This window comes from Paenibacillus sp. MZ04-78.2, from assembly GCF_024213375.1.
GTDB lineage: Bacteria > Bacillota > Bacilli > Paenibacillales > NBRC-103111 > Paenibacillus_G.
Genome location: NZ_JANAVJ010000032.1, coordinates 1 through 20,638, shown reverse-complemented (window position 1 = coordinate 20,638; position 20,638 = coordinate 1). Strand labels below are relative to the sequence as shown.

Annotated in this window: 35 protein-coding genes; 33 read left to right on the top strand and 2 right to left on the bottom strand. The window is 48.7% G+C overall.

Translation table 11 applies throughout. The features are described from left to right. The 30 genes from rplP (at window position 1) to NLX71_RS19270 (ending at window position 16,973) form a co-directional block, all read left to right on the top strand. Window positions 1–435 carry a 50S ribosomal protein L16 gene (rplP, locus tag NLX71_RS19415; RefSeq protein ID WP_054976000.1) on the top strand — a complete coding sequence of 145 codons (435 nt, stop codon included), beginning with the start codon at window positions 1–3 and terminating at the stop codon, window positions 433–435. Further along, the gene (gene rpmC, locus NLX71_RS19410; protein ID WP_013921153.1) at window positions 425–625 is read left to right on the top strand and encodes a 50S ribosomal protein L29; all 201 of its coding nucleotides are present in this window, start codon (window positions 425–427) and stop codon (window positions 623–625) included. Before rplP ends, rpmC begins: the two co-directional genes overlap by 11 nt. Before the next feature lie 24 nt (window positions 626–649). Next, window positions 650–913, top strand: coding sequence for a 30S ribosomal protein S17 (gene rpsQ / locus NLX71_RS19405; protein WP_013921152.1), 264 nt, complete (start codon window positions 650–652; stop codon window positions 911–913). Window positions 914–954: 41 nt separating this feature from the next. Then, window positions 955–1,323: a 50S ribosomal protein L14 gene (gene rplN, locus NLX71_RS19400; protein WP_010498867.1), complete on the top strand. Its 369-nt coding sequence runs from the start codon at window positions 955–957 to the stop codon at window positions 1,321–1,323. A gap of 61 nt (window positions 1,324–1,384) precedes the next feature. Then, window positions 1,385–1,738: a 50S ribosomal protein L24 gene (gene rplX, locus NLX71_RS19395; protein WP_081481723.1), complete on the top strand. Its 354-nt coding sequence runs from the start codon at window positions 1,385–1,387 to the stop codon at window positions 1,736–1,738. 32 nt (window positions 1,739–1,770) lie between these two features. Beyond that, window positions 1,771–2,313, top strand: a complete 543-nt coding sequence (gene rplE, locus NLX71_RS19390; protein ID WP_254365424.1) for a 50S ribosomal protein L5 — start codon at window positions 1,771–1,773, stop codon at window positions 2,311–2,313. A gap of 51 nt (window positions 2,314–2,364) precedes the next feature. Then, complete coding sequence (locus tag NLX71_RS19385; protein ID WP_010498863.1) at window positions 2,365–2,550, top strand: type Z 30S ribosomal protein S14; 186 nt, start codon at window positions 2,365–2,367, stop codon at window positions 2,548–2,550. 33 nt (window positions 2,551–2,583) lie between these two features. Then, entirely contained in the window at window positions 2,584–2,982 is a 399-nt protein-coding gene (gene rpsH / locus NLX71_RS19380; protein WP_254365423.1) for a 30S ribosomal protein S8, read from the top strand. 31 nt (window positions 2,983–3,013) lie between these two features. Then, window positions 3,014–3,556, top strand: coding sequence for a 50S ribosomal protein L6 (rplF, locus tag NLX71_RS19375; protein WP_090674730.1), 543 nt, complete (start codon window positions 3,014–3,016; stop codon window positions 3,554–3,556). Window positions 3,557–3,621: 65 nt separating this feature from the next. After that, window positions 3,622–3,990: a 50S ribosomal protein L18 gene (rplR, locus tag NLX71_RS19370; RefSeq protein ID WP_253415853.1), complete on the top strand. Its 369-nt coding sequence runs from the start codon at window positions 3,622–3,624 to the stop codon at window positions 3,988–3,990. Window positions 3,991–4,019: 29 nt separating this feature from the next. Beyond that, window positions 4,020–4,517 (top strand): 30S ribosomal protein S5, encoded by a 498-nt coding sequence (gene rpsE, locus NLX71_RS19365; protein ID WP_010498854.1) that lies wholly within the window; start codon window positions 4,020–4,022, stop codon window positions 4,515–4,517. 10 nt (window positions 4,518–4,527) lie between these two features. Then, window positions 4,528–4,716, top strand: coding sequence for a 50S ribosomal protein L30 (rpmD, locus tag NLX71_RS19360; protein ID WP_010498853.1), 189 nt, complete (start codon window positions 4,528–4,530; stop codon window positions 4,714–4,716). A 33-nt stretch (window positions 4,717–4,749) separates the two neighbouring features. Continuing rightward, window positions 4,750–5,190: a 50S ribosomal protein L15 gene (rplO, locus tag NLX71_RS19355; protein ID WP_090674726.1), complete on the top strand. Its 441-nt coding sequence runs from the start codon at window positions 4,750–4,752 to the stop codon at window positions 5,188–5,190. Beyond that, window positions 5,190–6,491, top strand: coding sequence for a preprotein translocase subunit SecY (secY, locus tag NLX71_RS19350; RefSeq protein WP_254365422.1), 1,302 nt, complete (start codon window positions 5,190–5,192; stop codon window positions 6,489–6,491). The genes rplO and secY overlap by 1 nt, the downstream gene beginning before the upstream one ends. A gap of 84 nt (window positions 6,492–6,575) precedes the next feature. Continuing rightward, the gene (locus NLX71_RS19345; protein WP_254365421.1) at window positions 6,576–7,226 is read left to right on the top strand and encodes an adenylate kinase; all 651 of its coding nucleotides are present in this window, start codon (window positions 6,576–6,578) and stop codon (window positions 7,224–7,226) included. Next, the gene (map, locus tag NLX71_RS19340) at window positions 7,226–7,978 is read left to right on the top strand and encodes a type I methionyl aminopeptidase (RefSeq protein WP_254365420.1); all 753 of its coding nucleotides are present in this window, start codon (window positions 7,226–7,228) and stop codon (window positions 7,976–7,978) included. Before NLX71_RS19345 ends, map begins: the two co-directional genes overlap by 1 nt. 6 nt (window positions 7,979–7,984) lie before the next feature. Further along, window positions 7,985–8,293: a KOW domain-containing RNA-binding protein gene (locus tag NLX71_RS19335; RefSeq protein WP_254365419.1), complete on the top strand. Its 309-nt coding sequence runs from the start codon at window positions 7,985–7,987 to the stop codon at window positions 8,291–8,293. 2 nt (window positions 8,294–8,295) lie between these two features. Beyond that, window positions 8,296–8,514 (top strand): translation initiation factor IF-1, encoded by a 219-nt coding sequence (gene infA / locus NLX71_RS19330; protein ID WP_009676800.1) that lies wholly within the window; start codon window positions 8,296–8,298, stop codon window positions 8,512–8,514. Between the two features lie 86 nt (window positions 8,515–8,600). Next, window positions 8,601–8,714 carry a 50S ribosomal protein L36 gene (gene rpmJ, locus NLX71_RS19325; protein WP_003333770.1) on the top strand — a complete coding sequence of 38 codons (114 nt, stop codon included), beginning with the start codon at window positions 8,601–8,603 and terminating at the stop codon, window positions 8,712–8,714. 16 nt (window positions 8,715–8,730) lie between these two features. Further along, window positions 8,731–9,099: a 30S ribosomal protein S13 gene (gene rpsM / locus NLX71_RS19320; protein WP_054976007.1), complete on the top strand. Its 369-nt coding sequence runs from the start codon at window positions 8,731–8,733 to the stop codon at window positions 9,097–9,099. A gap of 20 nt (window positions 9,100–9,119) precedes the next feature. Beyond that, window positions 9,120–9,515, top strand: coding sequence for a 30S ribosomal protein S11 (rpsK, locus tag NLX71_RS19315; protein ID WP_254365418.1), 396 nt, complete (start codon window positions 9,120–9,122; stop codon window positions 9,513–9,515). Between the two features lie 125 nt (window positions 9,516–9,640). Then, window positions 9,641–10,585 (top strand): DNA-directed RNA polymerase subunit alpha, encoded by a 945-nt coding sequence (locus tag NLX71_RS19310; RefSeq protein ID WP_254365417.1) that lies wholly within the window; start codon window positions 9,641–9,643, stop codon window positions 10,583–10,585. A 49-nt stretch (window positions 10,586–10,634) separates the two neighbouring features. Then, complete coding sequence (gene rplQ / locus NLX71_RS19305) at window positions 10,635–11,000, top strand: 50S ribosomal protein L17 (RefSeq protein WP_010498832.1); 366 nt, start codon at window positions 10,635–10,637, stop codon at window positions 10,998–11,000. Between the two features lie 101 nt (window positions 11,001–11,101). Then, a complete protein-coding gene (truA, locus tag NLX71_RS19300; protein WP_254365416.1) occupies window positions 11,102–11,878 on the top strand; it encodes a tRNA pseudouridine(38-40) synthase TruA in 777 nt (258 codons plus the stop codon). A gap of 155 nt (window positions 11,879–12,033) precedes the next feature. Then, window positions 12,034–12,471, top strand: a complete 438-nt coding sequence (gene rplM, locus NLX71_RS19295) for a 50S ribosomal protein L13 (protein WP_254365415.1) — start codon at window positions 12,034–12,036, stop codon at window positions 12,469–12,471. A gap of 18 nt (window positions 12,472–12,489) precedes the next feature. After that, window positions 12,490–12,882: a 30S ribosomal protein S9 gene (rpsI, locus tag NLX71_RS19290; protein ID WP_090674711.1), complete on the top strand. Its 393-nt coding sequence runs from the start codon at window positions 12,490–12,492 to the stop codon at window positions 12,880–12,882. Window positions 12,883–13,083: 201 nt separating this feature from the next. Beyond that, window positions 13,084–13,776 carry a phosphoadenylyl-sulfate reductase gene (locus NLX71_RS19285; protein ID WP_254365414.1) on the top strand — a complete coding sequence of 231 codons (693 nt, stop codon included), beginning with the start codon at window positions 13,084–13,086 and terminating at the stop codon, window positions 13,774–13,776. Window positions 13,777–13,804: 28 nt separating this feature from the next. Beyond that, complete coding sequence (gene sat, locus NLX71_RS19280; RefSeq protein WP_254365413.1) at window positions 13,805–14,980, top strand: sulfate adenylyltransferase; 1,176 nt, start codon at window positions 13,805–13,807, stop codon at window positions 14,978–14,980. A gap of 71 nt (window positions 14,981–15,051) precedes the next feature. Then, the gene (gene cwlD, locus NLX71_RS19275; protein WP_254365412.1) at window positions 15,052–15,807 is read left to right on the top strand and encodes an N-acetylmuramoyl-L-alanine amidase CwlD; all 756 of its coding nucleotides are present in this window, start codon (window positions 15,052–15,054) and stop codon (window positions 15,805–15,807) included. Window positions 15,808–15,866: 59 nt separating this feature from the next. Further along, complete coding sequence (locus tag NLX71_RS19270) at window positions 15,867–16,973, top strand: Mrp/NBP35 family ATP-binding protein (RefSeq protein ID WP_309248971.1); 1,107 nt, start codon at window positions 15,867–15,869, stop codon at window positions 16,971–16,973. 31 nt (window positions 16,974–17,004) lie between these two features. Here the strand turns inward: NLX71_RS19270 and gerD are convergent, their stop codons facing one another. After that, window positions 17,005–17,679 carry a spore germination lipoprotein GerD gene (gene gerD / locus NLX71_RS19265; RefSeq protein ID WP_254365411.1) on the bottom strand — a complete coding sequence of 225 codons (675 nt, stop codon included), beginning with the start codon at window positions 17,677–17,679 and terminating at the stop codon, window positions 17,005–17,007. A gap of 135 nt (window positions 17,680–17,814) precedes the next feature. On the opposite strand from gerD, the gene NLX71_RS19260 reads away from it, so the two are divergent. Beyond that, window positions 17,815–18,411, top strand: a complete 597-nt coding sequence (locus NLX71_RS19260; RefSeq protein ID WP_254365410.1) for a KinB-signaling pathway activation protein — start codon at window positions 17,815–17,817, stop codon at window positions 18,409–18,411. Window positions 18,412–18,444: 33 nt separating this feature from the next. On the opposite strand, the gene pdaB is transcribed toward NLX71_RS19260, so the two are convergent. After that, window positions 18,445–19,230 (bottom strand): polysaccharide deacetylase family sporulation protein PdaB, encoded by a 786-nt coding sequence (gene pdaB, locus NLX71_RS19255; RefSeq protein ID WP_254365409.1) that lies wholly within the window; start codon window positions 19,228–19,230, stop codon window positions 18,445–18,447. A 96-nt stretch (window positions 19,231–19,326) separates the two neighbouring features. Between pdaB and NLX71_RS19250 the strand changes: the two genes are divergently transcribed. Continuing rightward, window positions 19,327–19,938, top strand: coding sequence for a stage II sporulation protein M (locus NLX71_RS19250; protein ID WP_254365408.1), 612 nt, complete (start codon window positions 19,327–19,329; stop codon window positions 19,936–19,938). A gap of 190 nt (window positions 19,939–20,128) precedes the next feature. Beyond that, complete coding sequence (locus NLX71_RS19245; protein ID WP_036691499.1) at window positions 20,129–20,347, top strand: hypothetical protein; 219 nt, start codon at window positions 20,129–20,131, stop codon at window positions 20,345–20,347. Window positions 20,348–20,638: the final 291 nt, after the last annotated feature.

The window sequence follows — 20,638 nt, the reverse complement described above, 5'->3', positions numbered from 1 at the left end:
ATGTTAGTTCCTAAACGTGTGAAACACCGCAAAGAGCACCGCGGAAATATGCGCGGTCGCGCCAAAGGCGGTACGGAAGTTCATTTCGGCGAATACGGCTTGCAAGCGATGGAGCCGGCTTGGGTAACCAACCGTCAAATCGAAGCTGCCCGTATTGCGATGACTCGTTACATCAAGCGGGGCGGTAAAGTTTGGATCAAAATTTTCCCTTCCAAACCGATCACCCAAAAGCCGCTTGAAGTTCGGATGGGTAGCGGTAAAGGTAACGTAGAAAAATGGGTTGCTGTCGTTAAGCCGGGTAAAGTTATGTTCGAACTTGCCGGCGTAAGCGAAGAAATCGCCCGTGAAGCTATGCGTCTCGCCTCTCACAAGCTGCCGATCAAAACGAAGTTTGTGAAAAGAGAAGAAGTAGGTGGTGAAGCAAATGAAAGCTAGTGAATTTCGCAACTTAACCACTGCTGAGATCGAACAAAAGATTGCCGGATTTAAAGAGCAGCTCTTTAACCTCCGTTTTCAACTGGCTACAGGTCAACTGGATAATCCCGTACAAATTCAAAAAGTCCGCAAAGAGATTGCCCGGGCAAAGACTGTTTTGCGTGAAAGAGAATTGGGAATCACTAGTTAATGAATGAGAGAGGAGGATCTCAGAATGGCTGAACGCAACGAGCGTAAAACGCAGCTGGGTAAAGTCGTAAGCGACAAAATGGACAAAACCATCGTTGTGGCTGTAGAAACCTACAAAAAACACGACTTGTACCACAAACGCATTAAATATACGAAAAAATTCAAAGCTCATGACGAAAACAACGAAGCGAAAATCGGCGATGTTGTTAAAATCATGGAAACTCGTCCGCTTTCCAAAGACAAGCGTTGGAGACTGGTCGAAGTCGTAGAAAAAGCGGTTATCGTTTAATATAAGCATCGGGCATCAATTCCGGAAGGAGGGAATACACAATGATTCAACCTTTTACTCGTTTGAACGTAGCTGACAACTCTGGTGCGAAGCAACTGATGTGTATCCGCGTGTTGGGTGGTACGGGTCGTCGTACGGCTAACATCGGTGATCTGATCATCTGCTCCGTGAAAGAAGCAACACCAGGCGGCGTTGTCAAAAAAGGCGACGTTGTTAAAGCAGTAGTCGTACGTACGAGACGCGGTGCTCGCCGTAAGGACGGATCCTACATCAGCTTTGACGAAAACGCAGCCGTAGTTGTAAAGGAAGATAAGAGCCCGCGCGGCACACGTATCTTCGGGCCGGTTGCTCGTGAACTTCGCGACAGAGACTTTATGAAGATCGTTTCTCTGGCTCCGGAAGTTATCTAATAAACCAAGCAGCTGCTTACAAAGTCGGCTTTCATAGGAAAGTTTGTAGGAGGTGTACACAGTGCCAAAACAACCGAAGAAACTCGAGTCTCACAACAATAAATTGCACGTGAAAAAAGACGATACGGTTTTTGTTATCACCGGTAAAGACAAAGGGAAGAAGGGCCGCGTTATCGCAGCATTCCCTCGTGAAAACCGTGTGCTGGTCGAAGGCGTGAACATGATCAAGAAGCATTCGAAGCCTTCCCAACAAAATCCGCAAGGCGGCATTATCACGCAAGAAGCTCCGATCCACGCATCCAACGTGATGCTGGTAGATCCGAAGAGCGGCCAACCTACTCGCGTAGGTTACAAAGTGCTGGACAACGGCAAAAAAGTTCGCGTTGCGAAAAAATCCGGCGAAGTTATCGACTAATCGTATAAGTAAGAAAGGAGGTACACGGATTCATGGCTGCAAGAATGAAAGATCGCTTTTTGAACGAAATTACGCCTGCCCTGATGCAGAAATTCAACTACACCACGGTGATGCAGGTTCCGAAAATTGAAAAAGTGGTTATCAACATGGGTGTTGGCGAAGCAGTTGCTAACTCCAAAGTGCTCGATACCGCTGTTAACGATCTGCAGTTGATCTCCGGACAAAAGCCGGTTATCACCAGAGCGAAAAAATCGATCGCAGGCTTTAAACTGCGTGAAAATATGCCGATCGGTGTGAAAGTTACGCTTCGAGGCGAGCGTATGTATCACTTCTTGGATAAATTGTTCAACGTTGCTCTTCCTCGCGTACGCGACTTCCGCGGCGTATCGACCAAGGCTTTTGACGGCCGCGGCAACTACACGCTCGGTTTGAAAGAACAACTCATCTTCCCAGAGGTTGAGTACGATAAAGTGGATAAAGTGCGCGGTATGGATATCGTTATCGTCACAACCGCTAAAACGGACGAAGAGTCCCGCGAATTGTTGGGTCAATTGGGCATGCCGTTTTCCAAATAACATGCTTACGAAGCAAGTTTCCTAATGGAGACTTTGGAGGTGTAAACTGAAGTGGCAAAAACTTCGATGAAGATTAAGCAGCAGCGTCCTCCGAAATTCAAGGTGCAGGCTTACACACGCTGCGAACGCTGCGGTCGCCCGCATTCCGTACTACGGAAATTCAAAATTTGCAGAATTTGCTTCCGCGAATTGGCATACAAAGGCCAGATTCCTGGCGTGAAGAAAGCAAGCTGGTAAACTTTAAGCTCTCGGGAAGGAGGTTCACTACACATGGTTATGTCCGATCCAATTGCAGATATGCTTACACGCATCCGCAACGCTAACGTCGTTCGTCATGAAACTGTCGAAATTCCGGCTTCGAAGGTCAAAAGAGAAATCGCTGAGATCCTCAAGAAGGAAGGCTTCATTCGTGACGCTGAATATATCGAAGACAGCAAGCAAGGCATCATCCGCTTGTTCCTGAAATACGGCCCTAACAATGAGCGCGTTATTACAGGACTCAAAAGAATCAGCAAACCGGGCCTTCGCGTTTACGCGAAAAGCCAAGAAGTGCCTCGCGTACTTGGCGGTTTGGGAATCGCAATTCTGTCCACGTCCAAAGGCGTGATGACGGATAAAGAAGCTCGTCAAACCAAAGCTGGCGGAGAGGTAATCTGCTACGTTTGGTAATCAAGATTTTGAATGAACGGAGGTGCACAACATGTCCCGTATTGGTCGCAAACCGATCACGATCCCAAGCGGAGTAAACGTGACTATTGACAATACACTCATTACGGTAAAAGGTCCGAAAGGCACTTTGAGCCGTGAATTGCATAGAGATATGAAGATCAGCGTTGAGGACAATGTTCTGACCGTAGAACGTCCTTCCGACAACAAATTGCACCGCTCTCTGCATGGTACGACCCGCAGCGTTGTACAAAACATGGTTAGCGGAGTAACTGATGGTTTTGCTAAATCTCTTGATCTCGTCGGCGTAGGTTACCGTGCGAACAAATCCGGCAACAAGCTGGTTCTGAACGTGGGTTACTCCCACCCGGTTGAAATCGAGCCGGAGAACGGTATCGAGTTCGAAGTTCCTACCAACACTAAGATCATCGTTAAAGGGATCGACAAAGAGTTGGTTGGAGCTACAGCAGCAAAAGTTCGTTCCGTTCGTGAGCCTGAGCCATACAAAGGCAAAGGTATTAAATACGAAGGCGAGCGTATCCTTCGCAAAGAAGGTAAAGCCGGTAAGAAGAAATAAGGCTGCTTAAGCTGATCGCATAATCCGTACTTCGGATGATCCAACTCGAAAGGAGTGAACCTCGAATGATTACCAAAGGCGATAAAAACAAAGCGCGTTTGAAAAGACATCTTCGCGTTCGTAAGAAAATTCAAGGAACGACGGAACGTCCTCGTTTGAACATTTTCCGTTCCTCTAAGCATATGTACGCGCAACTGATCGACGACGTTAAAGGCGTAACGATCGCAGCGGCTTCTACGCAGGACAAAGAGCTCAAAGAAGGGCTCGGAAACGGCGGAAACGCAGAAGCAGCTTCGAAAGTCGGCGCTCTGATCGCTGAGCGTGCGAAAAAAGCAGGTATCGCGAAAGTCGTTTTTGACCGCGGCGGTTACCTGTACCATGGACGTGTTAAAGCACTTGCAGACGCTGCTCGTGAAGCAGGTCTTGAATTCTAATCCAATTCATCAATAAGGAGGTAAAGGACTTGCGTATTGATCCCAATACATTAGAACTGACTGAAAAAGTCGTTCATATTAACCGCGTAGCTAAAGTCGTAAAGGGCGGTCGCCGTTTCAGCTTTAGCGCACTCGTGGTTGTGGGCGACGGCAAAGGTTGGGTAGGCGCGGGAATCGGGAAAGCTTCCGAGGTACCTGATGCGATTCGCAAAGGTATCGAAGATGCGAAGAAAAACCTGATTCACGTTCCTATCGTCGGAACGACAATTCCTCACATGGTGATCGGACATTTCGGCGCAGGACGCGTATTGCTTAAGCCTGCTTCGAAAGGTACCGGAGTTATCGCCGGCGGCCCGGTTCGTGCGGTTCTTGAACTGGCAGGCGTAGGCGACATTCTGACGAAGTCCCTCGGGTCTTCGAACTCCATCAACATGGTTAACGCTACTCTGGAAGGCTTACAGCGCCTGAAGCGTGCGGAAGAGGTTGCCAAGCTTCGCGGTAAAACCGTAGAAGAACTCTTAGGTTAGGAGGGATACCATGGCTAAGCAACTGCAAATTACCCTCAAGCGCAGCCTGATCGGTCGTCCTGAAACTCAGCGTCGTACGGTTACGGCTCTCGGACTTCGCAAACTGCATCAATCCGTTACTCAACAAGACAATGCTGCAATCCGCGGCATGGTTAACCAAGTAAGTCACTTGGTTGAAGTTAAAGAAATTGAAGCTTAAGGTTTTAACATATAGCTAGAGGAGGTGCAAACGATGAAATTGCATGAGCTTTCTTCCGCCCCAGGTTCCCGCGACACGCGCAAGCGTGTAGGTCGTGGTATCGGTAGTGGGATGGGTAAAACAGCTACTCGCGGTCACAAAGGTCAAAACTCCCGTTCCGGCGGCGGTGTCCGTCCCGGCTTCGAAGGTGGTCAGAACCCGCTTTATCGTCGCTTGCCAAAACGTGGATTTAACAACAGATTCCGTACGGAATATGCGGTTATCAACGTAGAGGATCTGAACAAGTTTGCAGCAGGTACGGAAGTAACTCCTGAAGTTCTTTTGGAATCCGGTATCGTGAAAAACCCTAAAGACGGCATCAAAATTTTGGGTAACGGTGAAATCACGGTTCAACTGAACGTTAAGGCCAGCAAGTTCTCCCAATCTGCGGTAGAGAAAATTCAGGCTGCCGGCGGTAAAACCGAGGTGATTTAATGTTTCGTACCATATCCAATATTATGAAAGTAGACGATCTGAGGAAACGGATCCTGTTCACTCTTCTGGTGCTGATCGTCTACAGAATTGGTGCTTTTATTCCGGTACCTAACATCAATACAGAAATTCTCAAGGCTCAAGACCAAGCTAACGCAGGTGGTGTATTCGGCTTGCTGAATACATTCTCCGGCGGCGCGTTGTTCCAATTCTCCATCTTCGCGATGGGGATTATGCCGTATATCACGGCATCCATCATCGTGCAGCTTCTTTCCATGGATGTCATTCCGACATTCACGCAATGGGCTAAAGAAGGAGAAGTCGGCAGAAAGAAGTTAAGCCAAATCACCCGTTACGGGACCATCGTGCTGGGAATCATTCAGGCCTTTGGCCTGGCGATCGGATTTAACCGACTGTATGCCGGTCTTGTGATCAATCCGACCTTTACGACGTATGCGTTGATCGCGATCGTTCTTACGGCTGGGACTGCTTTTCTGATGTGGTTAGGGGAACAAATCACCGAAAATGGCATTGGAAATGGTATTTCCATTATCATCTTCGCAGGGATTGTTGCGGCAATCCCGACTGGCATCGGACAAATATACCAAACGCAATTTGCAGATGCAGGCGGCGCGCTCTTCCTTAACATCTTGAAGGTCGTTATTATTGCCGTCGTGGTCATTGCCTTGATCGCCGGTGTGATTTTCGTCCAGCAAGGCGTTCGTAAAATTCCGGTGCAGTATGCAAAACGGGTGGTAGGCCGCAAAATGTTCGGAGGACAGTCGACGCACATTCCGCTTAAAGTAAACGCGGCTGGCGTCATTCCGGTCATCTTCGCGCTTTCGCTATTAGTGTTTCCTCCGACGATTGCAAGCTTCTGGAGAGGTAACGCGGTGGCGGAATGGATTATCACCAACTTGAACTACACACATCCGCTCGGTATGGTGTTGTACGTTTTGTTGATCATCGGCTTTACGTATTTCTACACGTTTGTACAGATGAATCCTGTGCAAATGGCGGATCAGATGAAGAAAAATGGCGGATATATCCCAGGCATCCGTCCGGGCAAAACCACCTCGGTTTACTTGACGCGAGTCATGACCCGAATCACATTGTCCGGCGCGCTTTTCTTGGCTGCCATCTCGATAATTCCAATGATTATCGGTTCTGTGGCTGGACTGCCGAACTCCGTTACCATTGGCGGTACGTCTTTGCTGATCGTTATCGGTGTAGGACTTGAGACGATGAAACAAATCGAGAGCCAACTGATTAAACGCCACTACAAAGGCTTCATTAATAAATAGCAAATAGGTACTGATAGTGTGCTTTAAGCTATCGGCACCTATTGTGCTGTTAGTATCGATAGATGCCAGTGGGGAGGAAGTCTGATGAACGTCATCTTTATGGGGCCCCCGGGTGCAGGAAAAGGTACTCAGGCGGAACGTATCGTTGATGAGTTTCAAATTCCGCATATTTCTACGGGAGATGCCTTTCGGCTGGCGATGAAGCAGGAAACGCCGCTCGGGCTTGAAGCGAAGAAGTATGTGGATCAAGGTTTGCTCGTACCGGATGAAATTACGATCGGGATTGTTCGTGAACGCCTTCAGCAGCCGGATTGCAGCAAGGGCTTTTTGCTGGACGGTTTTCCAAGAACCATCTCCCAAGCTGAAGCATTGGATGAGATTTCGGCTTCGCTGGGTAAAACCATCGAGCACGTGATCAATCTGAAAGTGGATCGGAATTTGCTGCTTGCCCGTTTGACAGGTCGCCGGATCTGTAAATCCTGCGGAGCTACGTATCATGTCTTGTTTAACCCTCCTGCACGTGAGCATGTTTGCGACAAATGTTCTGGCGAGTTGTATCAACGTTCGGATGACACCGAAGAAAAAGTAGGGACTCGTTTGGACGAGTATATCAATAAAACCGCTCCGCTTCTGGAGTATTATCGTAACAAGGGAATATTGCGTGAGGTTAACGGTGAGCAAGAGATTAATACGGTTACTGCACAAATCAGTTCACAATTGCGGGGGCTTGCGTAATGATCATCTGTAAGTCAGCTGCTGAATTGGAATTGATGCGGGAGGCGGGACGGATTGTCGCCGAAACGCATCGGGTGCTGCGGCAAGCCATTCAGCCCGATATTACAACGAAACAGCTCGACCAGATCGCAGAAGATTTTATTCGCAGTCAGGGCGCAATTCCGTCATTTAAAGGCTACAGTGGTTTTCCTGGCAGTATTTGCGCTTCGGTCAACGACGAACTGGTTCACGGCATACCCAGTCAACGAAAGCTTAAAGACGGTGACATCATCAGTCTCGACATCGGTGCAGAGTACAAAGGATATCATGGGGATTCCGCATGGACCTACGGTGTTGGCGAGATTTCCGATACGGCCCGCAAGCTGCTCGAAGTAACCGAAAGGTCGCTTTATGCAGGACTTGCCGAAGCCAAGCCGGACGCCAGGCTGTACACGATATCCCACGCCATTCAAAAAGTGATTGAAGATGAAGGTTTTTCGGTTGTTCGGGAATACGTAGGACATGGCATCGGAACGAAGCTCCACGAGGAGCCGCAGATTCCGAACTACGGTATTCCAGGGCGAGGTCCGCGGCTGAAGCCCGGTATGGTACTTGCAATCGAGCCGATGGTCAACGTGGGCGAACGTTATGTTAAGACCCTCGAAGACAATTGGACGGTTGTGACGGTGGATGGCACACTGTGCGCGCATTTTGAGCATACCATAGCGATTACGCCGGACGGCTACGAGATTTTTACGCTGCCCGGTAAGTAAAGCACGATGGCAACATCGAACATGCCCCAGATCGGACAAATCGTAAGGGTGAATCGGGGACGGGAATCCGGATCGTACGCTGTCATAATCGGCGTCGTAGACCAACGGTACGTGTGGATTGCAGACGGCGGAAAACGGAAATCAGACGCACCCAAAAAGAAAAACGTGATTCATCTTGAGCTTCTGCCGGCGATCAGCAGCGAAGTGGCTGATAGTATGATGACTACCGGTCGAGTCACCAACGGAAAGCTGCGGTTTGCATTGACAAAGTATGCGGACCATGAATCAGCGAAAGCGCAAGAGAAAGGAGAATGACTGTGGCCAAAGAAGATGTGATTGAAGTTGAAGGTACAGTGATTGAACCTCTTCCGAATGCAATGTTTAAGGTTGAACTGGAGAACGGTCATAAGATACTTGCTCACGTATCCGGTAAAATCAGAATGCACTTTATCCGGATCCTGCCCGGCGATAAAGTGACGGTCGAGCTCTCGCCCTATGATTTGACCAGAGGCCGTATAACCTATCGTTTTAAATAAATTGTACGAAGTCAGTTTTCTATCGAAAACTCAGCTAACTCTTACGATGTAAGTTTTCTCACGAAAACTTTGAGGAGGTTAACACCATGAAGGTTAGACCGTCGGTCAAGCCGATTTGCGAAAAATGCAAAGTCATTCGCCGCAAAGGGAACGTTATGGTAATCTGCGAAAATCCGAAACATAAACAAAAACAAGGTTAAGGAGGTGCTGTGTTAAATGGCACGTATTGCTGGTGTAGACTTGCCTCGTGACAAACGAGTAGTAATCGCGCTGACCTACATTTTCGGGATCGGTAACACGACTGCTCAGAAAATCGTCGCTCAAACCGGTATCAATGCCGATACTCGCGTTCGCGACTTGACAGAAGACGAAGTAAGCAAAATCCGCGACGTCATCGACAAAACGCTGAAAGTGGAAGGCGACCTGCGTCGTGAAATCGCACTGAACATTAAGCGCCTGATCGAGATCGGCTGCTATCGTGGTGTTCGTCACCGCCGCGGCCTGCCTGTTCGCGGTCAACGTACCAAAACAAATGCTCGTACGCGCAAAGGTCCTCGTCGTACGGTAGCTAATAAGAAAAAATAGTAAAGGGGGTAACCTTTTAAATGGCTAAACCTAAAAAAGTCGTTCGTACCAAACGTCGTGATCGGAAAAATATCGACTCCGGAGTGGCTCATATCCGCTCCACGTTCAACAACACTATCGTAACCATTACCGACCCGCACGGGAATGCAATTTCTTGGGCAAGCGCCGGTAACCTCGGGTTCAAAGGCTCGCGTAAAAGCACTCCGTTTGCTGCACAATTGGCTGCCGAAACTGCCGCAAAAGCTGCTATGGAGCATGGTATGAGAGCAGTTGAGGTTATGGTTAAAGGACCGGGTGCAGGTCGCGAAGCTGCGATTCGTTCGCTGCAAGCTGCAGGTTTAGAAGTTAACCTGATTAAAGACGTTACACCGATTCCTCATAACGGTTGCCGTCCTCCGAAACGCCGTCGTGTCTAATTAGGATTGCTAAGCCAAGCGGTATAATTTTCCAAAAGTTGTGAATACTATTTGGATAGGCATACTGCGCGTTTATACGTCTTAAGTTATCCAAAGGGAAACGACGTTTGAAGGAGGGTGTAACCATGATCGAAATCGAAAAGCCGAAAATAGAAACCGTATCATTGAGCGAAGACGGCACCTATGGCAAATTTGTCGTAGAGCCATTGGAACGAGGCTACGGAACGACTCTTGGGAACTCGCTTCGCAGAATTTTGCTTTCGTCTTTGCCGGGCGCCGCTGTGACGTCCGTGCAAATCGACGGCGTGCTGCATGAGTTCTCCACGGTTCCTGGCGTCATGGAAGATGTTACGGAGATTATCCTGAACCTGAAAGGACTGTCGCTCAAGATACACTCCGACGAGGAGAAAGTGCTTGAGATCGATGCCGAAGGCGAAGGGGCTGTTGTGGCTGGCGATATTCGCGGCGATAGCGATGTGGAGATCTTAAACCCGGATTTGCACATTGCTACGCTGTCCTCCGATGCAAGGCTGCATATGAGAATTTATGCGAATCGCGGCCGGGGATACGTATCGGCAGATAAGAACAAAAAAGAGGAACAGCCGATCGGCGTGATTCCGATCGATTCGATCTACACTCCGATTACTCGTGTCAATTACAGCATAGAAAACACTCGCGTCGGTCAAGTTACCAACTATGATAAGTTGACCCTTGAAGTTTGGTCAGATGGAAGCATCCGCCCGGAAGAAGCCGTAAGCTTGGGCGCCAAAATTTTGACGGAGCATCTGATGCTGTTCGTCGGTCTGACCGACGAAGCCAAGGACGCTGAGATTATGGTGGAGAAGGAAGAGGATAAGAAGGAGAAAGTTCTGGAGATGACTATCGAAGAACTCGATCTCTCGGTTCGTTCCTACAACTGCCTGAAGCGCGCCGGCATCAATACGGTGCAGGAATTGATTACGAAAACGGAAGAAGACATGATGAAGGTCCGCAACTTGGGTCGCAAATCTCTGGAGGAAGTTCAAGAGAAGCTCGAAGAGCTTGGTCTTGGCCTGAGAATGGAAGATTAAGTCTTAAGTCGCGCACCTCTGACCAATCAAGCAGAAGGAGGTTGCTCACATGGCATACCAAAAGTTGGGTCGTGACTCCAGCGCGCGTAAAGCTTTGTTTCGCGATCTGGTAACCGACTTGTTCATACATGAGCGCATTCAAACGACGGAAGCGAAAGCCAAAGAACTTCGTTCCATCGCAGAAAAATTGATCACCTTGGCAAAACGTGGTGACTTGCATGCACGTCGGCAAGTGGCTTCCTTCGTTCGTCGCGAAGCGGCAAACGAAAACCAAGATGCGATTCAAAAGCTTTTCTCCGATCTGGCTCCTCGCTACGCTGAGCGTCAAGGCGGCTATACCCGCATTTTGAAGCTCGGACCTCGTCGCGGCGATGCTGCTCCAATGGTTTACTTGGAGCTTGTAGACCGGGCTTAAGAGAAAAAGGATGGGAAAGGGTGGACGGGATCTTACGATTCTGATGAAACCCTTTTTTTTGTAGGATCGAAATTTTGTTTTTCCAAGCACGGAGGACTGCCTTGAGAAACATCTGCATGACGGTATCCTATAACGGGATGAGCTACCATGGCTTCCAGACGCAGCCTCAGAAGATTACGATTCAGCAGCAGCTGGAGCAAGCATTGCGTCATCTCACCTTCGAGGAGATCAAAGTGACGGCTTCGGGGCGGACCGATGCGGGGGTTCATGCGCGGGGACAGGTTTATAATTTTCAGACCGGTTCTCAAATCCCGATTGAACGCTGGTGCATGGCGATGAACTCGCGTTTGCCGGATGATATTGTGGTATGGGATACTAGAGTGGTGCCGGATGATTTTCATGCCCGAAGGTCCGCTAAGCGCAAGACGTATCGATATACGTTGCGATGTGGGAAATATCCGGACCTGTTTAAGCGGAACACGGAGTTTTACCATCCGACTGCCCTTGATGTAACGGCCATGCAGGATGCGCTGAGCTGCTTTGTCGGCAAGCATGACTTCACTTCGTTTTGTTCGAGTCGGTCATCGGCGGAAAGCCATGTTCGCACGATCTTCGAAGCTCGCTTGGAGTGCGAACCGATAGAGCCGCACTTGCAGTCGTACGCTATCCACATTTATTTGACCGGCAGCGGTTTCTTATATAATATGGTGCGGATCATTGTAGGTACCTTGATTGAGGTTGGCGAAGGGAAGCGGAGCCCGTCTATTATTCGCGACGTCTTGGCGGCGAAAGACAGGGCTTTGGCAGGGCCGACGGCGATGGCGCACGGGCTTATGCTGTGGGAAGTTTTTTACGGAAAAGATGCGCCAAATGCTTGATTACTGCATGCCGATGTAGTAAAATAACAGATGGTGTTTCTTATGACTGGCTACCCCACGGCCCCGGGTCAATGAAACGGCAACCAACTTGTTTTAACCTATAACCATGACTATGAATGACCTGTGATGAAGATAGATTTAGGAGGAACATTAACATGCGTACCACATATATGGCGAAGCCTAGTGAAGTTGAACGCAAATGGTACATCATCGATGCTACCGATAAGACGCTCGGACGTCTGGCTAGCGAAGCGGCGAGCATTCTGCGCGGCAAACATAAGCCTCAATTTACTCCGCATGTAGATACTGGCGATTTCGTTGTCGTCATCAATGCTGAGAAAATCGTTTTGACAGGTAAAAAACTGCAAAACAAAATGTACTATCGTCACTCCCTGCATCCGGGCGGTCTGAAAGTGACTTCGGCTCAAGATATGCTGAACAATAAGCCTGAGCGTATGTTGGAACTGGCGATTTACGGTATGCTTCCGAAAAACCGTTTGGGCAACCGCCTGAAAACGAAGCTCAAAGTGTATGCAGGTTCGGAACATCCGCATCAAGCACAACAACCTGAAGTTTGGGAACTTCGCGGTTAATAAAGGGAGGACTGTCTAGTGGCACAAGTACAATATTATGGCACCGGTCGTCGTAAGCATTCGGTAGCACGTGTACGTTTGGTACCGGGCGAAGGCCGTATCATTATTAATAAACGCGAGCTGGACGAATACTTTGGTCTGGAAACGCTGAAATTGATCGTAAAACAACCGCTTAACCTGACTGAAACATTGTCCAAGTACGATGTATTGGTTTTGGCTCATGGCGGCGGGATCTCCGGACAAGCCGGCGCGATCCGTCACGGGATTTCCCGCGCTCTGCTGAAAGCAGATCCGGAATTCCGCGGCGCCCTGAAAAAAGCGGGCTTCTTGACTCGTGACCCGCGGATGAAAGAGCGTAAAAAGTACGGCTTGAAAGCTGCTCGTCGCGCTCCTCAATTCTCCAAACGTTAATATCGACACAAACGAACCTTTCCGAATTCACTTCGGAAAGGTTTTTTTATTTTCACCGAACAAGCCCGAGAACAATAAAATAAGGCAGAAGCCTAGAGAAAATTTTAAATTGACAAAAAGGGTCCATCGTTTATAATTAAGCTAAATAAAATAAAACACATAACTATACTCGGAATTAAATTGCCGGAGGTGCGAAAAGCTATGAATTTATTTGAGAAAGAGGAGTTAATCCGTCAAGCAGCAGAGGATTTTGAATCTCAAAGCCCGGAGGCACTTTTATCCTGGGCGGTAGAAAGATTCCCCAACATCACTTTAGCCTGTAGTTTCGGAGCAGAGGACGTCGTATTGGTCGATATGCTCCAGAAGATCAGTCCCCAAACGGATATCTTTTACCTGGATACGAACGTGCATTTCCAGGAAACCTATGACACCCGCGACCGCCTGCAGCAGCACTATGGAGTCGAATTCGTTCAAGTGCTTCCAAAGCTTACGCTGGAGGAGCAGGCGCAGCAGTTTGGCGAGGAACTGTGGAAGAGCGCTCCGAACCAATGCTGTAACATCCGCAAAGTCGATCCGTTAACGAATATCCTCAAAAACTACAATGCCTGGATCACAGGAATTCGCCGCGATCAAGCGCCGACGCGCGCCAACGCCAAGAAGGTCGAATACGACGTGAAATTCGGTCTTGTCAAATTCAATCCGCTCGCCAGTTGGACATCTGAAGATGTATGGAGTTATATTCTAAGCAACAATATTATTTACAACCCGCTTCATGATCGGAACTACCCAAGTGTCGGCTGCGAGCACTGTACTCGTCCGGTAGCGGCGGGTGAGGACCCGAGAGCGGGACGTTGGGCCGATTTCGAGAAGACGGAATGCGGACTTCATAAATAAGCATAGGGCAATAGGAGGAGCAATAGCGATGGGAGAAACCATTCGACCGCACGGCGGGACGCTCATTAACCGAGTGATTGAGGGCGAGAAAAGGGCAGGCCTGCTGGAGCATGCCGCAACGTTATATTCGCTTAGCATCGACGCATGGACGATTTCCGATCTCGATTTGATCGGTGTCGGCGCTTTTTCGCCGCTTACGGGCTTTTTGAGCGAACAGGATTATCATTCTGTCGTGGAACGCATGCGCTTGCAGGACGGAACGGTCTGGAGCATTCCGATTACGTTAGCCGTCGAGCCGCAAATCGCCCGTGACCTTGCCATCGGACAGGAAGTAGCGCTTGTAGGGGCCCAGGACGGCATCATCTACGGCATGATTGAAGTCCAAAGCATATATCAGGTCGACCAGCGCAAAGAAGCGCTGAACGTGTTTAAAACCGACGATGAAGCGCATCCGGGCGTCCAGAAGTTGTTCTCCAGACCGTCTACCTATGTAGGCGGGCCGATCCAAGTATTAAACCGTCCGAAGCCGGATAAATTCGAGGAGTTTTACTACACCCCAGCCGCAACGCGGCGACTTTTTTCTGAAAAGGGCTGGAAGACCGTAGTCGGCTTTCAAACGCGGAATCCGGTTCACCGGGCACACGAGTATATTCAAAAAAGTGCGATGGAAATCGTCGATGCGCTCTTTTTGAACCCGCTCGTGGGCGAGACCAAGTCTGACGATATATCGGCCGATGTCCGGATGCGCAGCTACTTGGTCCTGCTGGAACATTACTATCCGAAGGACCGCGTATTTTTGGGCGTATTTCCAGCGGCGATGCGCTATGCCGGGCCGCGGGAAGCGATTTTCCATGCGATGGTCCGGAAAAATTATGGCTGCACGCATTTTATTGTAGGGCGCGATCATGCGGGCGTAGGCGACTATTACGGAACGTATGAAGCACAGGAAATCTTCAGCAACTTCACTCCCGTAGAGCTGGGCATCACGCCGCTGTTTTTCGAGCACAGCTTCTTTTGCACCAAATGCGGCAACATGGCCTCCAGCAAGACGTGTCCGCACGATAAGGAAGACCATCTGCACCTTTCCGGAACAAAAGTTCGTGCGCTGCTGCGGGATGGCCAATGCCCGCCGCCTCAGTTCACGCGGCCGGAAGTGGCGGAAGTGTTGATCCAAGGTATGAAAGCGCCTGAATATCAGGTATAAGCATCAGGTATAATTGTCCACCTCGTCCCATAAGATGAAAGAGAGTCTAGGGATGTGAGGTGGATTTTTTCATGTTCGGAAAAAGAAAGAGGGTCGTCGTTTGGCTGACCATGCATAGCGGGATCAAAATCGTCATGTCAGCCTTGTTGGTGGCGCTCATGCTGTTCATGTTCACCTACGAGCTCCCATCCACCAAAACATGGACGTATTGGACGATGCCGCTGTCCGGTAAAATCATTGCATTGGATGCCGGACACGGCGGGCCGGACGGAGGCGCTCGAAGTAAGGACGGGCTGGAGGAGAAGGATGTCAATTTGGCCATTGCCTTGCACCTACGGGATTATTTGCAGCAGTCGGGAGCATTGGTGGTCATGACCCGGGAGGACGACCGGGACCTGGCCTCTGCGGAAACGAAGGGGTACAGTAAACGCAAAACCGAAGACCTGCTGAAACGGGCTGAGTTTGTTACCAAGCAAAAGTCCAATCTATTCGTCAGCATCCATCTGAACAGCATACCGTCCCCCCGTTGGTCGGGTGCGCAGACGTTTTTTTACCCGAATCATGCCGACAATTCGACCTTGGCAGCATTGATTCAGGAGGAAATGAAAAGGAATTTGAAAAATACGGATCGGGTCGCGAAGCAGGCCGACAAAGAAATCTATTTGCTTAAAGCGCTGACCATTCCAAGCGCTCTCATCGAAGTCGGATTTTTATCCAATCCGGGTGAAGCTCAATTGCTTCGGGATTCGTCTTATCAGAAAAAGATAGCGACTTCCATTTATCAAGGCATTCTCCGGTATTACTCGGGTGAAAAAGTGGGCTCCTGATGAATTTGTGGTATAATATACCGCAGTAGAACTTAACTATGGATCGCCGAGGTGACATTGTGATAACCAAAGAACAATTGCTGGCTTCCATAAGCCCGCTGAAGGACCTGGAATTCGGCTTAGGCTTGGCCGATTTGAATTTTATTCGCGATATCATGATCAAAGAACAACATGTGTCGGCAACCGTACTGCTGTCCAGTGATAACGAATCGTACAAGCAGCAACTGCAAAATCAGATTGCCGAGGCTTTCAAGCAAGCAGGCGCTACCGACGTTCACCTGCGCTTTCGGCTGCTGTCCGAATTCGAACGCAACGAAGCAGCGCGCAAGGCTCAAGAATCGGCTTCTGCTCATGAAAAAACCGAGCAGCCTTCCGAGCCTTCCGTCAACGTGCTTGACCCGCAATCGGGAGTGCGTTTCATTGCTATTGCGAGCGGAAAAGGCGGCGTCGGGAAATCGACAGTCACGGTCAACTTGGCCGTAGCGTTAGCAAGATTAGGGAAGAAAGTCGGCCTGGTCGATGCCGACATTTACGGATTTAGCGTTCCCGATATGATGGGAATCGAAGAGAGGCCGCAGCTCGTGGACAACCGCATTATTCCGGTTGAGCGGTTCGGCGTTAAAGTGATTTCCATGGGCTTTTTTGTCGAAGAAAATACGCCGGTCATTTGGCGCGGTCCGATGCTGGGGAAAATGCTCCGCAACTTCTTTAACGAAGTGGAGTGGGGCGAGCTTGACTATATTTTGCTGGACCTGCCCCCGGGAACGGGAGATGTGGCCCTTGACGTCCATCAGATGATTCCGCACAGCAAAGAAATTATCGTTACCACGCCTCATGCCACAGCCGCTTTTGTAGCGGCCCGGGCCGGTGCGATGGCCATTCATACGGAGCATGAGATTATCGGCGTCGTCGAAAATATGTCGTACTATGCCTGTGGCAAATGCGGCAATAAAGACTATGTATTCGGCCGTGGAGGCGGTGGCAAGTTAGCCGAGGAGTTGCATACGAAGCTACTGGCTCAAATTCCTCTGGGTGTCCCGGACAACCATGTGGCCGAACCAGATTATTCTCCTTCGGTTTACAAAGCCGATACCGAAACAGGGCTCATTTACCGCGATATGGCGGAGCAAGTTATTCAACAGCTAGAGGAAAAAGGATCAGCCTGACGAGGCTGATCCTTTTTTTTCAACTTTAAGGTTATCCTCCGCCTTGCTTAGATCCGCCACCTTGCTTGCCTTTTCCTCCTTCTTGTTTTTGCTGGCCCTTGCCTTCACCGCCCTTCTTCTTGCCTTTCTCTTCTTTAGGCTTCGACTCTTCCTGCAGCACTTTCTTCATCAATTCCATCATTTCCAAGCGAAATATCGGACTTTGAAGGGATTCCTGTATAACAGCTTTCGTTTGAGTGCGGTAGGCATTGCCCTTCATTGCATCCAATAGCATCGTTTCAAAATCGGGGCTTTTCATTGCATCCATCATCGCTTTTTGATATTCCGGGTCCTTTAATAAATCTTTTTGAAGCTGCTTGGTATCTTTTTGAATGGCTTTTGCGAATTGACCGGCGAATTTCGGGTCGCTAATCATTTTTTGCAGAAACTTATTGCTTTCCGTATCGGTCAGCACATCTTTTACCGCAAGCTGCAACTGCTGCGTATCACCAGCAGATAATAATTGGAGCTTGCTGTTCTCATGTATGGTAGCCTGTTGGATAGCTTTCCGCCCGTCTTCGGTTTTCAAAATATCGAGCACCATTGACTTGGTGTCTTTGTAAGTATTCCCGCCACCGGAGGATGAAGTTTGGGATTCGGAACCGCAGGAAGTTAAGAAGCCGACGATTAGGACGGCGGGTAAAAAACGAATCCATCGCGCTATCATCAGTTCGGGCTCCTTTCATTGTTTTGCCGTTAGTATTTGTTGCGTCCCCGAGGATTAACACAATTGCTGTTAGCTTTTTATTGCGAAGGTTGGTACAATTAACTGTTGAAATGACTTATTGGGGGTATAGCGGTCGTGACGTTAAGAAAATGGTTTTATTTATTTTGGACCACGCTGCTGATCGGTGCTGTGACGGCCGTTGTGGCCGGGCTTGCACTACAATTAACAGACCAACAGGTTGAGCTCGGCGGAAAACAAATCGGCTTTAGCGTGATCACGATGATCCTTGGCGGTGCTACGATCAGTGTGTTGAGCCAGATGGGCTTTTTCGCTTATTTGATCGTCCGGTATATTGTGGGCGGCATTCTTCGAAAATGGGCTTGGGATATCGTCCAAGTGATCATTATGGTGATCGTCTTGTTCGATTTGATCTATTTGCGCTATGTTAGCAGTGGGCAGCAGATGAGCTGGGGAGTGTATATGATCCTTCCGCTTTCACTAATTATGGTATCGATCGGCGTAGCTTGGTGGAAAATAAAATTGACGAATCGCAGCGCCGCTATTCCGACATTATTTTTTATGATTGCGGTCACGGCGATCGAGGCTATCCCTTCCCTGCGGCTCGACAACGCAGCTTCTACAATCTTTATGATGGTTCCGCTGTACTTGTGCAATGCTTGGCAAATTTTGATCCTCAGCAAAGTGCTGAACACAAATAAAGAGCCGGTGTAACGGCTCTTGTTGTTTTTTTACATAAGAAGCGGGTTAACGTACAGGTTTCATGGTTTGATCTTCGACAGGCGGTTGATTGCTGACCTTCGTTTGCTTCATCAATTGACTAACGGTCACGAACTCGTAACCTTTTTCGCGTAATTTGTCGATAATAACGGGGAGCGCTTCGTGGGTTTGCTTGACGGAGTCGCTGGCGTGAAATAAAACGATATCGCCCGGATGCGCTTTAGATAAGACGCGGTTGATGATCGTGTCGACTCCTTTATTCATCCAATCCTGAGAATCCGTATCCCATTGAATGACCGTATAACGCAGCTCGTTAGCGATCTGCAGTACGCGTTTGTCAAAATCGCCGTTTGGAAGCCGCAGCAGGTTCGGACTTGCGCCGGTGACTTCCTGAATAACTTGATGAGCCGTCTTAATCTGGGCGCGGATTTCCTCATCGCTTAAGCTGCTGTAGTTCACGTGCTTATGTCCGTGACTGCCGATTTCCCACCCGCCTTTGACGATTTTGCTCACGGTATCGGGATGGCTTTTGGTCCAAGGGGAAGATAAGAAGAAGGTTGCGTTTCGAATCCCCTTGTTTTCCAGAATTTGAAGGATCGGCTCCGTGCGCGTATCCCCCCAACTGATATCGAAGGTGAGAGCGATCAGCTTTCTTTCCGTGGGAATGCTGTAGACAGCGGCGGGTTCGTATTGGGAGAAGACCGAAACATTTTCCCTTTCCGAATAAATAATGCCGATGGCGAACAGGACAGCAACGGTAATAATTAGCGCTTGTTTGAGCTTCTTGCCGTTCATGACATAAAAATAATTCACTGGCTAGGCCTCCTTTGCCCATCTCATCCGGAAAGGCTTGTATTAATAGATGTGTATGCTCGTACCCATATCTTATGCTTAAAAGGGGGACTCTCTTTGAATTGGAAAAACGCAATGATGCAAATGAAGCTGATGAAACATTACTTTATTGCATCCGCCTTGGTATTTGTCGCGGGTATCGTGATGGGCGCTCTGTACTCCAGCCAGTTTCATGCGTTTATCAACGGCCAGATCGAAGCAATAAAACAAATCTCTGGTTCTATTGCAGGCAAGCCGAATCAGCAATGGTCTTTATTTTGGCTCATTTTTTGGAATAATGCTTTCAAATCGTTGTTGGTCATTGCCTTGGGGCTGTTTTTCGGGGTATTCCCCCTGTTTTTTCTTCTTGCCAACGGCTTGCTGCTTGGGTACGTATGTATGGTGTCGGCTCAAAAACATTCTTGGTTGTTTGTGATCAAAACGATCCTTCCCCACGGAATTCTGGAAATTCTGGCGATTATCATGGCTTGTGCCTTAGGGCTGCGATTGGGCATGATGGTACTGAAGACGCTGCTTTCTTCACTTAGTCCGACCCGATCGGTCAAAACAAGAGAACAGTTTCTGCTGTTTATCAAAGCGCTGTTGCCTCTCAGTGTTATGCTCGTAGCTGTGTTGTTCGTAGCCGCGTTAATCGAAAGCACGTTAACCTTATGGTTGGCCCGCGGGTAAAAAAATAAATGAAGCGCAAACTCATAAAAATGCCCAAAACTGTGCATAACAGTAAAACACAAGACGGTTTTGGCGATTTAAAGAGGTATGCAGCCAAGGCGCCGACCTTTCTTGGTTTGGACTCGATACGCTAACGCTGCATATCTTTTTTGCATTTACGCACTTCATTTTGGAAAGGGGCCACTACGGCATGCTTGGCTTTTTGTTTAACGAACGGGAATGCAGAGAACTGGATTACGTCCTGCGCAAGGAGCTGGATGAAATGCTCTTCGACTTGAGTGACAAAAGAATCGATGCGGACATCAAAACGGCGATCGAATCGCGGTACAAAGTCATTTTCCGTATGTATGCCCGCCTAGCCTCACCAAAAGAAATTTCGAAATACGCAAGAAACCGGATGTACCATTAAAATAAATTGAAAATCGCTTGACTTCCGGTGCGCTCTTATGATATTTTATTACTCGTTCTCCTTTTGCAAGCAAGCAGCTTCACCTCTGGATACAAAATGAAATAAAAAAAGCTTGCTTTTTAATAAGTGAATGTGATATATTATAAAAGTCGCCGCTAAACAAGGTGACAACAAGAGACAAAGGTTGCAGAGCTTAACAATGCAGCATTTGTTAAAGGAAATTGCCCTTTGAAAACTGAACATTGAGTGAGTGTCATAAAGAGAATGAAAATTCTCGTCAGTAGTAAATTT